This window comes from Pseudomonas sp. PB106, assembly GCF_009764645.1.
Lineage (GTDB): Bacteria > Pseudomonadota > Gammaproteobacteria > Pseudomonadales > Pseudomonadaceae > Aquipseudomonas.
The window spans coordinates 1-15318 of sequence record NZ_RWIM01000013.1; the positions used below are offsets into that span (position 1 = coordinate 1).

Annotated in this window: 12 protein-coding genes; 7 read left to right on the plus strand and 5 right to left on the minus strand. The window is 60.2% G+C overall.

The genetic code is table 11. The features are described from left to right. Nucleotides 1-91: 91 nt before the first annotated feature. Nucleotides 92-826, minus strand: coding sequence for a phosphoadenylyl-sulfate reductase (locus EJA71_RS02190; protein WP_158953914.1), 735 nt, complete (start codon nucleotides 824-826; stop codon nucleotides 92-94). Between the two features lie 164 nt (nucleotides 827-990). Here EJA71_RS02190 and thrH point away from each other — a divergent pair, with 164 nt between their 5' ends. Further along, a complete protein-coding gene (gene thrH / locus EJA71_RS02195) occupies nucleotides 991-1608 on the plus strand; it encodes a bifunctional phosphoserine phosphatase/homoserine phosphotransferase ThrH (protein ID WP_158953916.1) in 618 nt (205 codons plus the stop codon). 123 nt (nucleotides 1609-1731) lie between these two features. On the opposite strand, the gene pabB is transcribed toward thrH, so the two are convergent. The 4 genes from pabB to EJA71_RS02215 all read right to left on the minus strand — a co-directional run bounded on the left by pabB (nucleotide 1732) and on the right by EJA71_RS02215 (nucleotide 6291). Then, complete coding sequence (pabB, locus tag EJA71_RS02200) at nucleotides 1732-3075, minus strand: aminodeoxychorismate synthase component I (protein WP_158953918.1); 1344 nt, start codon at nucleotides 3073-3075, stop codon at nucleotides 1732-1734. Nucleotides 3076-3227: 152 nt separating this feature from the next. After that, nucleotides 3228-4214 (minus strand): alpha-L-glutamate ligase-like protein, encoded by a 987-nt coding sequence (locus tag EJA71_RS02205; protein WP_122592589.1) that lies wholly within the window; start codon nucleotides 4212-4214, stop codon nucleotides 3228-3230. Then, nucleotides 4214-5749, minus strand: a complete 1536-nt coding sequence (locus EJA71_RS02210; RefSeq protein WP_008080999.1) for an inactive transglutaminase family protein — start codon at nucleotides 5747-5749, stop codon at nucleotides 4214-4216. The genes EJA71_RS02205 and EJA71_RS02210 overlap by 1 nt, the downstream gene beginning before the upstream one ends. 5 nt (nucleotides 5750-5754) lie before the next feature. Next, nucleotides 5755-6291 carry an ATP-dependent zinc protease gene (locus EJA71_RS02215; protein ID WP_008081000.1) on the minus strand — a complete coding sequence of 179 codons (537 nt, stop codon included), beginning with the start codon at nucleotides 6289-6291 and terminating at the stop codon, nucleotides 5755-5757. A gap of 357 nt (nucleotides 6292-6648) precedes the next feature. Between EJA71_RS02215 and EJA71_RS02220 the strand changes: the two genes are divergently transcribed. The 6 genes from EJA71_RS02220 (at nucleotide 6649) to prpD (ending at nucleotide 15228) form a co-directional block, all read left to right on the plus strand. After that, nucleotides 6649-7371, plus strand: a complete 723-nt coding sequence (locus EJA71_RS02220) for a GntR family transcriptional regulator (protein WP_178113643.1) — start codon at nucleotides 6649-6651, stop codon at nucleotides 7369-7371. After that, entirely contained in the window at nucleotides 7368-8258 is an 891-nt protein-coding gene (prpB, locus tag EJA71_RS02225; protein ID WP_158953922.1) for a methylisocitrate lyase, read from the plus strand. The genes EJA71_RS02220 and prpB overlap by 4 nt, the downstream gene beginning before the upstream one ends. 119 nt (nucleotides 8259-8377) lie before the next feature. Further along, nucleotides 8378-9505, plus strand: coding sequence for a 2-methylcitrate synthase (prpC, locus tag EJA71_RS02230; protein WP_158953924.1), 1128 nt, complete (start codon nucleotides 8378-8380; stop codon nucleotides 9503-9505). A 204-nt stretch (nucleotides 9506-9709) separates the two neighbouring features. Then, entirely contained in the window at nucleotides 9710-12304 is a 2595-nt protein-coding gene (gene acnD / locus EJA71_RS02235; protein WP_158953926.1) for a Fe/S-dependent 2-methylisocitrate dehydratase AcnD, read from the plus strand. A 55-nt stretch (nucleotides 12305-12359) separates the two neighbouring features. Continuing rightward, the gene (gene prpF, locus EJA71_RS02240; protein ID WP_158953928.1) at nucleotides 12360-13550 is read left to right on the plus strand and encodes a 2-methylaconitate cis-trans isomerase PrpF; all 1191 of its coding nucleotides are present in this window, start codon (nucleotides 12360-12362) and stop codon (nucleotides 13548-13550) included. A gap of 193 nt (nucleotides 13551-13743) precedes the next feature. Continuing rightward, entirely contained in the window at nucleotides 13744-15228 is a 1485-nt protein-coding gene (prpD, locus tag EJA71_RS02245; protein ID WP_158953930.1) for a 2-methylcitrate dehydratase, read from the plus strand. The last annotated feature ends 90 nt before the right edge of the window (nucleotides 15229-15318 follow it).

The window sequence follows — 15318 nt, forward strand, 5'->3', positions numbered from 1 at the left end:
TAGCGGTGTATCAGCCAGAAAATTCATCGACGGATACACCGCTATCGCGAGCAGGCTCACTCCTACAAAGGGGCTGCGGTGTGGCTGGTGGTTACGCTTTGCTGATGATGTTACCGGCGTGCAGCCCACACTCTTTCTGCGTCGCCTCTTCCCACCACCAACGACCTTCGCGTTCGTGCTGGTTCGGCAGCACCGGGCGGGTGCACGGTTCGCAGCCGATGCTGATGAAGCCGCGCTCATGCAGGCTGTTGTACGGCAGCTCGAGCATGCGGATGTAACCCCAGATCTCTTCGCTGGTCATCTGCGCCAGCGGGTTGAATTTGTACAGGGTGCGTTCCGGCGTGGAGAACGCAGTATCGATTTCCATCGCCGCCACGGCACTGCGGGTGCCCGGGCTCTGGTCGCGGCGCTGACCGGTGGCCCAGGCTTTGACGTCGGACAGTTTGCGGCGCAGCGGCTCGATCTTGCGGATGCCACAGCATTCGCCGTGGCCGTCCCTATAAAAACTGAACAGGCCTTTTTCCTTCACGAACGGTTCCAGTTTCGTGTAGTCCGGCGAGACGATTTCGATGTCGATCTTGTAGTGCTCGCGCACTTGCTCGATGAACCGGTAGGTCTCCGGGTGCAGGCGACCGGTGTCGAGGCTGAACACTTTGACGTTCTTGTTAAGCTTCCAGGCCATGTCCACCAGCACCACATCCTCGGCGCCGCTGAAAGATATCCACAGATCATCGCCGAACTCGGCAAAGGCGAGTTTGAGGATGTCTTGCGCGGATTTGTTGGCATAGGTCGTGGCGAGTTCCACGACGTCGAACGTTGGGCTCATCAGGGCGGCTTCCTACAGGTCGGTGGCGCTGGGCGCTCTATATGGGGCCGATGGTAACAAAAAGCTGCAGGGCTCGGGGCGCGCTGTGCGTTGCGCGTCGGGATTCGAGTCGCTAGAGTTCGGCCTCGCTCGACTCAAATAATCAATACAAACGGGAGTGTCTTGTGGAAATTGCTTGCCTGGATCTTGAAGGGGTGTTGGTGCCGGAAATCTGGATCGCCTTCGCCGAAAAAACCGGAATTGACTCCCTCAAGGCCACCACCCGGGACATTCCCGATTACGACGTGCTGATGAAGCAGCGTTTGCGCATCCTCGATGAACACGGCTTGAAGCTCTCCGACATTCAGGAAGTCATCGCCACACTGAAGCCGCTGGACGGCGCGGTGGAGTTCGTCAACTGGCTGCGCGAGCGCTTTCAGGTGGTGATTCTGTCGGACACGTTTTACGAGTTCTCGCAGCCGCTGATGCGTCAACTGGGCTTCCCGACCTTGCTGTGCCATCGTCTGATCACGGATGAAACCGGCAGGGTGACTAGCTATCAGTTGCGCCAGAAAGATCCGAAGCGCCAGTCGGTGCTGGCGTTCAAGAGCCTGTATTACCGGGTGATTGCGGCGGGGGATTCGTATAACGACACGACGATGCTGGGCGAAGCGGACGCGGGGATTCTGTTCCATGCGCCGGAGAATGTGATTCGCGAGTTTCCGCAGTTTCCGGCGGTGCATACGTTCGCCGAGTTGAAGCAGGAATTTCTCAAGGCTTCTAACAGAGAGTTGAGTTTGTAGTTGTCATGATCGTTCCCACGCTCCGCGTGGGAATGCCTCAACGGACGCTCCGCGTTCGGCTTTGGATTGGACGCTGAGCGTTCCGGGCTGCATTCCCACGCAGAGCGTGGGAACGATCATTCATCAGAGGTTTTGCAGGGTTTCGAGGAGGATTCGGACTTTGGTAATCGACTCCTGATACTCCGCCTGCCAATCCGAATCCGCGACAATCCCGCCACCGCCCCAGCAGCACACCTGCCCATCCTTGACCAACAGACTGCGGATCGCGATGGAGCTGTCCATCTCGCCGCGCACGTCCAGGTACAGCAACGAGCCGCAATACAACCCGCGCCGGGTCGGCTCCAGTTCGTCGATGATCTGCATCGCACGAATCTTCGGCGCGCCGGTGATCGAGCCGCCGGGGAAGCTGCCGGCAATCAAGTCCAATGCATCGCGATCATCCGCCAATTCACCGGTGACGCTGCTGACCAAGTGATGCACGTTCGGATAACTTTCCAGGCTGAACAACTCCGGCACTCGCACCGAACCGATGCGGCAGGTGCGCCCGAGGTCGTTGCGCAGCAGGTCGACGATCATCAGGTTTTCCGCGCGATCCTTGGGGCTGGCCAGTAATTCGGCAGCGTTGGCGGCATCTTCTGCCGGCGTGAGGCCACGGGGGCGGGTGCCTTTGATCGGGCGGGTTTCCACCTGACGCTGGCTGACTTTGACGAAGCGCTCGGGCGACAGACTCAGTACCGCGCCCCCCTCGGGCAGGCTCTGGAAACCGGAAAACGGTGTCGGGCAGGCTTCGCGCAACGCGCAATACGCCAACCACGGATCGCCCTGACACGCCGCGCGGAAGCGCTGAGCGAAGTTGACCTGATAGCAATCGCCGGCCTGGATGTAATGCTGAATGCGTTCGAAGGCCTGACGGTAATCATCGGCCGAAAGGTCAGCGGCCATCGGCGCGTGCAGTGTGAACGGTGTCAGCACGTCGGCCTGGGGCTGGCTGAACAGCGCGATCAGCCGTTGTTGCTCGCTGTCGATCACCGACGGGTGAAAAACCAACTGGCTGGTCAATGTCTGGTGATCGCTGATCAGCGCCCATTCGTACAAGCCAAAACGCGCATCCGGCAATTGCAGATCATCGCGTGCCTGGCTCGGCAGGTTCTCGAGATGTCGACCGAAGTCGTAACTCAGATAACCGATCAAACCGCCGGCAAAAGGCAGCTCGAACCCGGCAGGCAAGTCGGCCTCGCCCAGGCGACTCAGATTGTCGCGCAGGCGCTGCAGAAAATGCTCGCCACTCTCGTCGGGCAACACCGCCAGTTGTTCCAGCGGCCAAGCGCTGAGCAGGTCATAACGGCCACGGTCGGCACTTGGCCGGCCACTGTCGAGCAGCACGGCGCCAGGCGCATTGCGAATGGCCGCAAAGTAGTCGGCGGGATTGGCGCGGTAGGGCAGCGGGTGTACGGAACAGGTCAACATGGGCGGGGCAGATCGGCCATCGAGGCGGGGTGGGGATTGTAGTCCTCTGCGGGAATTGCTCCTAGAGGGGATGTCGGGGATTGGCAGATTGGCGGCAGGCTGAGTGAATGATCGTTCCCACGCAGAGCGTGGGAACGATCATCGGGGGGAGATCAGCCCTCGACCGCAGGAATATGCCCAAACATTTCCTGAGTAAACGCCACCCGCTCCTCAACCGTTTCCGTCACCCCACGCGCCTTCAGCTCTTCCAGCCTCGCCTCAACCGCATGCGTACGCAACGTCAGCCCGCAGTCATTGGCGATCTGGATATTCAGCCCCGGCCGCGCATTCAGCTCGAGAATCAGCGGTCCTTTCTCCTGATCGAGCACCATGTCCACACCGATGTAACCCAACCCGCACAGCTCATAGCAGCCTGCGGCGAGTTTCATGAAACCGTCCCAGTAGGGCAGTTGCACGCCATCCACCGCGTTGGTGGTGTCGGGGTGTTTGGTGATGATGTTGTTCAGCCAGGTGCCGCGCAGGGTCAGGCCAGTGGCCAGATCGACGCCGACGCCAATCGCGCCCTGGTGCAGGTTGGCTTTGCCGCCGGATTGCCGGGTTGGCAAGCGCAGCATCGCCATCACTGGATAACCCATCAGCACGATGATGCGGATGTCCGGCACGCCTTCGTAGCTGATGCTTTTGAAGATCTGATCCGGCGTTACCCGATATTCGATCAGCGCCCGATCACGGTGGCCGCCCAGCGAGTACAAACCAGTGAGGATGCTGGAGATGTGATGCTCAAGCTCTTCATGGGCAATGATCTTGCCCGACACCGTGCGATAGCGGCCTTCGAAACGGTCGGCGACGACGATGATGCCGTCACCGCCAGCGCCCTGCGCCGGTTTGATCACGAAGTCGCTGCGCCCGCCGATGATCTCGCCGAGCTTGTCGATTTCCTTCTCGGTGGAAATCACGCCATACAATTCCGGCACGTGAATGCCGGCCTCGATCGCGCGTTCCTTGGTGATGATCTTGTCATCGACGATCGGGTACAGGCTGCGCTTGTTGTACTTGAGCACGTAGTCGGCATTACGCCGATTGATGCCCATGATGCCCCGCGCCTCCAGCGCCTTCCAGGTCTTCCAGAAACCGAACATCAGGCGTCAGCCTTCTTCAGGAAAGCCTTGAAGCGCACCAGTTCGGTCAGGCGGTAGCCGCGATAACGACCCATCGCCAGCATGAAACCGACCAGAATCAACAGGATCGCCGGGAAGGTAAACACGAAGTACACCAACTCCGGTACGGTCATGATCAGGTGCGCCAACGAGGCTGCGAACAGCGTGCCAATCGCGACTTTCATCGCATGGCTGGCACCGCGTTCTTCCCAGGTGATCGACAGGCGTTCGATGGTCATGGTCAGAATCACCATCGGGAACAGCGCCACCGACAGACCACGTTCCAGACCGAGCTTATGGCTGAACAGACTGATCGCTGCGATCAACACCACGACAAAGGTCAGCACCACCGAGAGTCGCGGCAGCATTTGCAGTTTCAGGTGTTCCAGATAAGAACGTAAGGACAAGCCCAGCGCGGTGATCACGGTAAACAGCAGAATGCCGAAGCCCAGTTGCGTCTCGCGGAAGGCGAGGGCGATCAGCACCGGGGTAAACGTGCCGAGGGTTTGCAGGCCGATCAGGTTGCGCAGGATCAGAATCACCAGCACACCGATCGGGATCATCACCATGATCATGAAGGTCTGCTGGGTCTGCAGCGGCAAGCCGTACAGCGAGTATTCGAGGAAGTTGGCGTCGGTGTTTTCGTCGGTCAGCTTGGCCAGACGAATCGCGTTCATCTCGCTGTTGTTCAGGCTGAAGGTCACGTTGGCTTTCTTGCCGCCGTCGACGGTGATCAGGTTTTCATCGCCGGTCCACCACAGCAGGCGGTCGGTCGGCAGGCCTTGCTCGCCGGTTTCCGGGTTGAAGTACAGCCAGTCGTTGCCGTTGAAGCTGCGCAGCCACAGTTCGGGCATTTGCGGCTGATCGGCGACGAGGCGGATGGTGTGGACTTTTTCCACCGGCACGTGGGCGATGGACAGCAGCAGTTCGACGATCTTGGCTTTGTGCGCGGTCGACGGATCGCCGGCCAGCAGCAGTTTCACGTTGTCATCGTTGAGGTTGTTGACGCGTTTGATCGCCTCGCCGATAAAGGTTTCGACGTCAGCCGAGTGCTGGCGAATCGGCGCGAGCAGGGCTTCGGCGGCGATTTTTTCCGGGCCTTCGATGGCGATGCTGTCGCGGAAGGTCGGGCCTTTGATCTTGGTTTTTTCCGCGGTGTAACGCTTGGTCAGCACCAGACGGTAATAAAGGGTCTGGTTGCCCTTGGCGCGACGGGCCGACCAGGTCACCTTGCGGTTGCCGTCGACGCGGTTCACGGCGACGCCGTAATTATTGGAGATAAAGCTTTCGTTGAGGCTGACGTAGTCGCGGCTCAACGGTGGCACGAACATCTGGATCTTCACCGGATCCTTGGTGCTGGCGACGAACTCGACTTTGGCGTCGATGTTCCACAAGTCGTCGGTCGCATCTTCGGTCACCGGGATGCCGAGCACGAAAATCTGATAGGCCGTAACCGAAACGCCCAGCAGCACCAGAATGGTGATCAGGATTTTCAGGTGGAAGGTTAGAGAACGCATGGAAATTACTCGGCGGTATGAGCGGCGATGGTGCAGGCGGGTTTGCCGGCAGCGTATTTAAGACTGGGGTCGACCAGCGCGTCGAAGCGTTTCAGCGCTTCGGAGCCAATCAAAAGCGGGTATTGGAACGCACTTCGGTCGGTCAGGTTCACTTCGATGCTGCGCAGCGCTGTGCCCATGCAGATATCCAGCTCGATCACCGGACGGGCGGTGTACTTCTTGCCTTCTTCCGGGTCGTAGTCGCCGGCACGGCGTTTGATCTTGCTGACTCGGGCCAGTGGCCGTTCGATCGGGTGCGAATGCGCGGCGTCGATGGCCAGGTAGAAACGTACCCAGGACTCGCCGTTGCGTTTAAAGCGTTTGATGTCGCGGGCACTCAGCGAGGCGGTTTTCGCGCCGGTGTCGAGTTTGGCCGCGACTTCCAGATTGATGCCGTCAAGCGAAGCGTATTCGTTGAGGCCGTACACGGTTTTTTCCCCCGCGGCGGCAAGGCCGGGCAGGCAAAACAGGGCAAAGAATGTGGGGAAGGGCTTGAGTCTCATAAATCCTGGTGCGCAGCGTTCCGTTTTCGGTTCAGGTCCTTGGCAAAACTTGCGCAAGGCCCTTCGTGTGCCTATCAGCTTTTTATGACAAGCCGTACAAATGGCCAGCAAATGCGGGCGGCATTCTAGCACGGTGGGTTTATGGCGCCAGCGTTGGGGGCGGTCTATGGAAGATCAAAAGATCACAGCCTTCGGCAGCTCCTACATTGGATTTACGTGCGCCCTGTAGGAGCTGCCGAAGGCTGCGATCTTTTAAAGTTATTAGACGATTGTCGACAATACCTATTTATCCTTTGACTGATTCGGTCTGATTAGCTAGTTTTTGCCGCATTGGATTTAAAGGTGTCGACAATCATGTTGGATCAACTCGATCCCCCGGTCATCCACGGCGACGATTCCGAAACGCTGTCGGAAAACGTTTTCCGGCGCATTCAGGCGGCCATCGTCAAGGGCGAGATCGCCCCCGGCAGCAAGATCTCCGAGCCGGAACTGGCGCGCACCTACGGCATCAGTCGCGGGCCGTTGCGTGAGGCGATCCACCGTCTCGAAGGTCAGCGTTTGCTGGTGCGCGTCCCGCATGTCGGCGCGCGGGTGGTCTCACTCAGCCATGCCGAACTGCTCGAACTCTACGAAATCCGCGAATCCCTCGAAGGCATGGCCTGCCGTCTGGCGGCCGAGCGCATGAGCGTCGAAGAAATCGACGAACTGCGCCGGGTGCTGGAAACCCATGAGCGTGACGCGGCGTTTCAGGCCGGCGTGGGTTATTACCAACAGGAAGGCGATTTCGACTTCCACTACCGGATCATCCAGGGCAGCGGCAACCGCACGCTGACCCAAATGCTCTGCGGCGAGTTGTATCAACTGGTGCGCATGTACCGCATCCAGTTTTCCACCACGCCGAACCGCCCGCGTCAGGCCTTTGCCGAACACCACCGGATTCTCGATGCCATCGCCGACCGTGACGGCGAGCTCGCGGAATTGTTGATGCGCCGCCACATCGGCGCCTCGAAACGCAACATCGCCCGTCATTACCAGGACGGCGCCCACAATAAGACAGCCACTGAACGAGGTGAGTCATGAGTTCCAAACCGAACACTCCAGGCCAGCGTTTTCGCGATGCGGTCGCCAGCGAGCACCCATTGCAGGTGGTCGGCGCGATTAACGCCAACCACGCGCTGCTGGCCAAACGCGCCGGTTTCAAGGCGATCTACCTGTCCGGTGGCGGGGTGGCCGCAGGTTCTCTCGGCGTGCCGGATCTGGGCATTACCGGTCTGGATGATGTGCTCACCGACGTGCGCCGTATCACCGATGTCTGCGATCTGCCGCTGCTGGTCGATGTGGACACCGGTTTCGGTTCGTCGGCGTTCAACGTGGCGCGTACCGTCAAGTCGATGATCAAGTTCGGCGCGGCGGCGATTCACATTGAGGATCAGGTCGGCGCCAAGCGCTGCGGCCACCGTCCTAATAAAGAGATCGTCAGTCAGCAGGAAATGGTCGATCGCATCAAGGCTGCGGTCGATGCGCGCACCGATGACAGCTTCGTGATCATGGCGCGCACCGATGCGCTGGCGGTGGAAGGTCTGGAATCGGCACTCGATCGCGCTGCCGCGTGCATCGAGGCCGGCGCCGACATGATCTTCCCGGAAGCCATCACCGAACTGGAGATGTACAAGCTGTTCGCCAACCGTGTGAAAGCGCCGATTCTGGCCAACATCACCGAGTTCGGTTCGACGCCGCTGTACACCACCGAGCAACTGGCCGGCGCCGACGTGTCGCTGGTGCTCTACCCGCTGTCGGCGTTCCGCGCGATGAACAAGGCTGCGGAAAACGTCTACACCGCGATCCGCCGCGACGGCACGCAGCAGAATGTCATCGACACCATGCAGACTCGCATGGAGCTCTACGATCGCATCGATTACCACACCTTCGAGCAGAAGCTCGATGCGTTGTTTGCGGCGAAGAAATAAAGATCAAAAGATCGCCGCCTGCGGCAGCTCCTACATAGATCCCTGTAGGAGCTGACGAGTGCTACGAGGCTGCGATCTCTTAGCCACACTCCCTAACAAATTCAAGATTGGAGATAGAAATGGCCGAAGCAAAAGTACTCAGTGGCGCCGGGCTCCGTGGCCAGGTTGCCGGGCAAACCGCACTGTCCACCGTGGGCCAGGCCGGTGCCGGGCTGACCTATCGCGGCTACGACGTGCGCGAACTCGCCGCCGATGCGCAATTTGAAGAAGTCGCGTACCTGCTGCTCTACGGCGAGCTGCCGACTCAAGCGCAACTCGACGAATACCAAGGCAAGCTGAGCAAGTTGCGCGACCTGCCGCAAGCGCTGAAAGAAGTGCTCGAACGCATCCCCGCCGACGCCCACCCGATGGACGTGATGCGCACCGGTTGCTCGTTCCTCGGCAATATCGAGCCGGAGAAAGATTTCTCCGAGCAGCGCGACAAGACTGACCGCTTGCTCGCCGCGTTCCCGGCGATCATGTGCTACTGGTATCGCTTCAGCCACGACGGCAAACGCATCAATTGTGTCAGCGACGAGCCGACCCTCGGCGGCCATTTCCTGCACCTGCTGCACGACAAGAAGCCGAGCGAACTGCACGTCAAAGTGATGAACGTCTCGCTGATCCTCTACGCCGAGCACGAATTCAACGCTTCGACCTTCACCGCCCGCGTTTGCGCTTCGACCCTGTCCGATCTGTATTCCTGCGTCACCGCGGCCATCGGTTCGCTGCGCGGCCCGTTGCACGGTGGCGCCAACGAAGCGGCAATGGAAATGATCGAACGCTTCTCGTCGCCGGAGGACGCGATCAAAGGCACCCTCGGCATGCTTGAGCGCAAGGACAAGATCATGGGCTTCGGCCACGCGATCTATAAGGACAGCGATCCGCGCAACGAGGTGATCAAGGGCTGGGCGAAAAAACTTGCCGATGAAGTCGGTGACAAGGTGTTGTTCCCGGTTTCCGAAGCCATCGACAAGACCATGTGGGAGCAGAAAAAACTCTTCCCCAACGCCGATTTCTACCATGCCTCGGCGTACCACTTCATGGGCATTCCGACCAAGCTGTTCACGCCGATCTTCGTCTGCTCGCGCCTGACTGGCTGGGCTGCGCATGTGTTCGAACAGCGCGCCAACAACCGCATCATCCGTCCAAGCGCCGAGTATGTCGGCGTCGAACAGCGCAAGTTCGTGCCAATCGAACGTCGCTGAAATGGTGAGTGCCAACCGCTGATCCGAGATTCACCGAAGGCCCTGTGGAAGCTGGCTTGCCAGCGATGACTGAGTCACATCCAACATTGATGTCGACTGACCCACCGCTATCGCTGGCAAGCCAGCTCCCACAGGGTTGAGTGTGAGTTTCGAGGTCGGTGCCCGGCCCACCCTTTGAAACTACCGTGACCCGAGTCCGACCCGATGAACACAGAATTCCGTAAAACCCTGCCCGGCAGCCCTCTGGATTATTTCGACGCCCGCGCGGCGGTCGAGGCGATTCAGCCCGGCAGTTACCACACTCTGCCGTACACCTCCCGCGTGCTGGCGGAAAACCTTGTGCGTCGCTGCGACCCGGCCACGCTCACCGATTCCCTCAAGCAGTTGATCGAGCGTAAGCGCGATCTCGACTTTCCGTGGTTCCCGGCGCGTGTGGTCTGCCATGACATTCTCGGCCAGACCGCGCTGGTCGACCTCGCTGGCCTGCGTGATGCGATTGCGTTGCAGGGCGGCGACCCGGCGCAGGTCAACCCGGTGGTGCCGACGCAGTTGATCGTCGACCACTCGCTGGCTGTTGAGGCCGGTGGTTTCGACGCGCAGGCATTCGAGAAAAACCGCGCCATCGAAGACCGTCGCAACGAAGACCGTTTTCACTTCATCAACTGGACGAAAAAGGCCTTCAAGAACGTCGACGTGATCCCGCCGGGCAACGGCATCATGCACCAGATCAATCTGGAGAAAATGTCGCCGGTGGTTCAGGTGCGCGAGGGCGTCGCGTTCCCCGACACCTGCGTCGGCACCGACAGCCACACCCCGCATGTCGATGCGCTGGGCGTCATCGCCATCGGTGTTGGCGGCCTCGAAGCCGAAAGCGTGATGCTTGGTCGCGCGTCGTGGATGCGTCTGCCGGAAAGCGTCGGCGTCGAACTGACCGGCAAGCTGCAACCCGGCATCACCGCCACCGACATGGTGCTGGCGCTGACCGAATACCTGCGTAAACAGAAAGTCGTCGGCGCGTGGCTGGAATTCTTCGGCGAAGGCGCGGCGGCGCTGACCCTCGGCGACCGCGCAACCATCTCCAACATGGCCCCGGAATACGGCGCCACCGCGGCGATGTTCTACATCGACCAGCAGACCATCGATTACCTGAAACTCACTGGTCGTGAAGACCAGCAAGTGCAGCTCGTCGAGCAATACGCCAAGCTCACCGGCCTGTGGGCCGACAGTCTGAAAGGCGCGCAATACGAGCGCGGCCTGACCTTCGACTTGTCCTCGGTGGTGCGCAACATGGCCGGCCCGAGCAACCCGCACGCCCGCGTTGCGGTGTCGGATCTGGCGGCCAAAGGCATCTCCGGCCAGTGGGATGACGTGCCGGGGCAAATGCCCGACGGTGCCGTGATCATCGCCGCCATCACCAGTTGCACCAATACCAGCAACCCGCGCAACGTCATCGCTGCCGGCCTGCTGGCGCGCAACGCCAACAAGCTCGGCCTGACCCGCAAGCCGTGGGTGAAATCCTCGCTGGCGCCGGGTTCGAAAACCGTCGCGCTGTACCTCGACGAAGCGGGGCTGACCACTGAGCTGGAGCAGCTCGGTTTCGGCGTCGTCGCGTTCGCTTGCACCACTTGCAACGGCATGTCCGGCGCGCTTGATCCGCTGATCCAGCAAGAGATCATCGACCGCGATCTGTATGCCACCGCCGTGCTTTCGGGCAACCGCAACTTCGACGGCCGCATCCATCCGTACGCCAAGCAAGCGTTCCTCGCGTCGCCGCCGCTTGTGGTCGCTTACGCCATCGCCGGGACCATCCGTTTCGATATCGAGAAGGACGTGTTGGGCATGGTCGACGGCAAGGAAATCCGCCTCAAAGACATCTGGCCGAGCGACGAGGAAATCGACTCGGTGGTGAAGTCTTCGGTCAAGCCTGAGCAGTTCCGTCAGGTCTACATTCCGATGTTCGCCGTCCACGAAGACACCGGCCCGAAGGTCACGCCGCTGTACGACTGGCGCGAGATGAGCACCTACATCCGCCGTCCGCCGTACTGGGAAGGCGCGCTGGCCGGCGCCCGTCCGCTGAAGGGCATGCGCCCATTGGCGGTGCTGCCGGACAACATCACCACCGATCACCTGTCGCCGTCGAACGCGATCATGCTCGACAGCGCCGCTGGCGAATACCTGGCGAAAATGGGCCTGCCGGAGGAGGACTTCAACTCTTACGCCACCCACCGTGGCGACCACTTGACTGCACAGCGCGCCACCTTCGCCAACCCGAAACTGTTCAATGAAATGGTCGTGGAAAACGGCAAGGTCAAACAGGGTTCGCTGGCGCGGGTCGAGCCGGAAGGCAAGGTCATGCGCATGTGGGAAGCCATCGAAACCTACATGGAACGCAAGCAGCCGCTGATCATCATTGCCGGCGCCGATTACGGTCAGGGTTCGTCCCGCGACTGGGCGGCGAAAGGCGTGCGCCTGGCCGGTGTCGAGGCGATTGCCGCCGAAGGTTTCGAGCGCATTCACCGCACCAACCTGGTGGGCATGGGCGTGTTGCCGCTGGAGTTCAAACCGGGCACTGACCGGCACACGCTGGCCATCGACGGCAGCGAAACCTACGACGTGATCGGCGAGCGCAAACCGCGTGCGGACCTGACGCTGGTGATCCATCGCAAGAACGGCGAGCGCGTTGACGTGACGGTGACTTGCCGTCTGGATACCGCTGAAGAAGTGTCGATCTACGAGGCTGGCGGCGTGTTGCAGCGCTTCGCTCAGGACTTCCTTGAAGAGTCGGCGGTTGCCGTTTAAATCATGTTTTGTGCACGCGGGCGATACCGCCCGTGTTCGCGCTTAAGGAGCACTCATGGCTCACGCACCACAGATCAAAATCCCCGCCACCTACATGCGCGGCGGCACCAGCAAAGGCGTGTTCTTCAGCCTCAAGGATCTCCCCGAAGCGGCGCAGGTTGCCGGTCCGGTTCGCGACGCTCTACTGCTGCGCGTCATCGGCAGCCCCGACCCGTACGACAAGCAGATCGACGGCATGGGCGGCGCCACGTCGAGCACCAGCAAAACCGTGATCCTGTCGAAAAGCCTCAAGGCCGATCACGACGTCGATTACCTGTTCGGTCAGGTCTCCATCGACAAACCGTTCGTGGACTGGAGCGGCAACTGCGGCAACCTCTCGGCCGCGGTCGGTTCGTTCGCCATCAGCAACGGTCTGGTTGATGCCAGCCGCATTCCGCACAACGGTGTCGCCGTGGTTCGCGTGTGGCAGGCCAACATCGGCAAAACCATTATTGCTCACGTGCCGATCACCAACGGCGAAGTGCAGGAGACCGGTGATTTCGAACTCGACGGCGTGACCTTTCCGGCGGCCGAAGTGCAAGTCGAATTCATGGACCCAGCGGCGGAAGAAGAGGGCGGCGGTGGTTCGATGTTTCCCACCGGCAACCTGATCGATGAGCTGGAAGTGCCGGGTGTTGGCACGTTTAAGGCGACTATGATCAACGCTGGCATTCCGACGATTTTCGTCAACGCCGCAGACATCGGTTACACCGGAACCGAACTGCAAGGTGCGATCAACAGCGATCCGCAAGCGCTGCAGATGTTCGAGACCATTCGTGCTTACGGTGCGCTGCGCATGGGCCTGATTTCCCATCTCGACGAAGCAGCGAAACGGCAGCACACGCCGAAAGTCGCGTTTGTCGCCAAGCCTGCGGATTACGTGGCGTCCAGCGGCAAAGCAATTGGCGCCGGTGACGTGGATTTGCTGGTGCGCGCCTTGTCGATGGGCAAGTTGCACCACGCGATGATGGGCACGGCGGCGGTGGCGATTGGTACGGCGGCGGCTATTTCCGGCACGTTGGTGAACCGCGCTGCAGGTGGTGTTGAACGCAATGCCGTGCGCTTCGGACATCCGTCCGGGACATTGCGCGTTGGCGCTGAAGCCAGCCTGGAAAACGGCGAGTGGATCGTCAAAAAAGCCATCATGAGTCGCAGTGCCCGCGTGCTGATGGAAGGTTACGTGCGCGTTCCTGGCGACTCCTTCTGACCCCACACCCACCCCTGTAGGAGCTGCCGAAGGCTGCGATCTTTTGACTTTGATCTAAAAAACAAAATCAAAAGATCGTCCGATCGCGGCCCGAGCCTCCGGCAGCTCCTACAGGGATTGCATTTTAACAATAAGAAATCGTTAGCCCTGAACCGAGGTCCCATCAACGAACCACTTCACGAGTGAATCGAACATGAGCGCCAACGTCGACCTGAACAACCGCCCCGACTACGACCGTGTCCTGCAGGACATCGCCGACTACGTCCTCACCTTCAAAACCGAATCTGCCGAAGCCCTCGACACCGCCCGCAACTGCCTGATGGACACGTTGGGCTGCGGCTTGCTGGCATTGCGTTTCCCTGAGTGCACCAAGCACCTTGGCCCGATGGTCGAAGGCACCGTCGTGCCGTTTGGCGCACGAGTCCCCGGCACGTCTTTTCGCCTCGACCCGGTCAAAGCCGCCTGGGACATCGGCTGCATCGTCCGCTGGCTCGACTACAACGACACCTGGCTCGCCGCCGAGTGGGGGCATCCGTCGGACAACCTCGGCGGCATTCTCGCGGTGGCGGATCACTTGTCGCAAAAACGCGTGGCCAACGGTGAAGCGCCGCTGACCATTCGCGATGTGCTGGAAGCAATGATCATGGCCCACGAGATTCAAGGCGTGATAGCCCTGGAAAACTCCTTCAATCGTGTAGGACTCGATCACGTCATTCTGGTGAAAGTCGCCTCAACCGCCGTCACCGCCAAACTGATGGGCGCTAATCGCGAGCAACTGTTGTCGGCGTTGTCCCACGCGTTTGCCGATGGCCAGGCCCTGCGCACTTATCGTCATGCGCCGAACGCCGGCTCGCGAAAATCCTGGGCAGCGGGGGATGCGTCGAGCCGTGGTGTGCGGCTGGCTGACATTGCGATGCGTGGCGAGATGGGCATTCCCGGCGTGTTAACCGCGAAGCAGTGGGGTTTCTATGACGTGTTGTTCAGCCACACCAACAGCGATCTGGCGTTGAAACCGGAAGACAAACGCGCGTTCAGTTTCTCCCGGTCATTCGGTAGTTACGTGATGGAAAACGTGCTGTTCAAGATCAGCTTCCCCGCCGAGTTCCACGCGCAAACAGCTTGTGAAGCGGCGGTGACATTGCATCCGCAAGTGCGCAACCGTCTGCATGAAATCGACCGCATCGTGATCACCACCCACGAATCGGCGATTCGCATCATTTCCAAGGTCGGGCCGCTGGCCAATGCGGCTGACCGTGACCACTGCATTCAGTACATGACCGCCGTGCCCCTGGCCTTCGGCAATCTGGTTGCCGAGCAGTACGAAGATGATTTCCACAAGGCGCATCCGATCATTGATGTGCTGCGCGAGAAAATGGTCATCGTCGAAGAACCGCGTTTCACCCGCGAATACCTGGAGCCCGACAAACGCTCGATCGCCAACGCCGTACAGGTGTTTTTCAAGGATGGCAGCAGCACCGACAATGTCGTGGTGGAATACCCGATCGGTCACCGTCGCCGCCGTGCCGAGGGCATTCCGCTGCTTGAGGACAAGTTCAAAGCCAACCTGGCCACGCGTTTTACCGGCCAGCGCTGTGCCGAAATCTTCACGTTGTGCAAGGATCAAACCCGGCTGGAGTCCACCCCGGTCAACCGCTTCGTCGACCTGTTCGTGATCTGAAGGTACAAACACGCTCCATGTAGGAGCTGCCGAAGGCTGCGATCTTTTGATCTTGTTTTTTACAATCAAGATCAAAAGATCGCAGCCTTC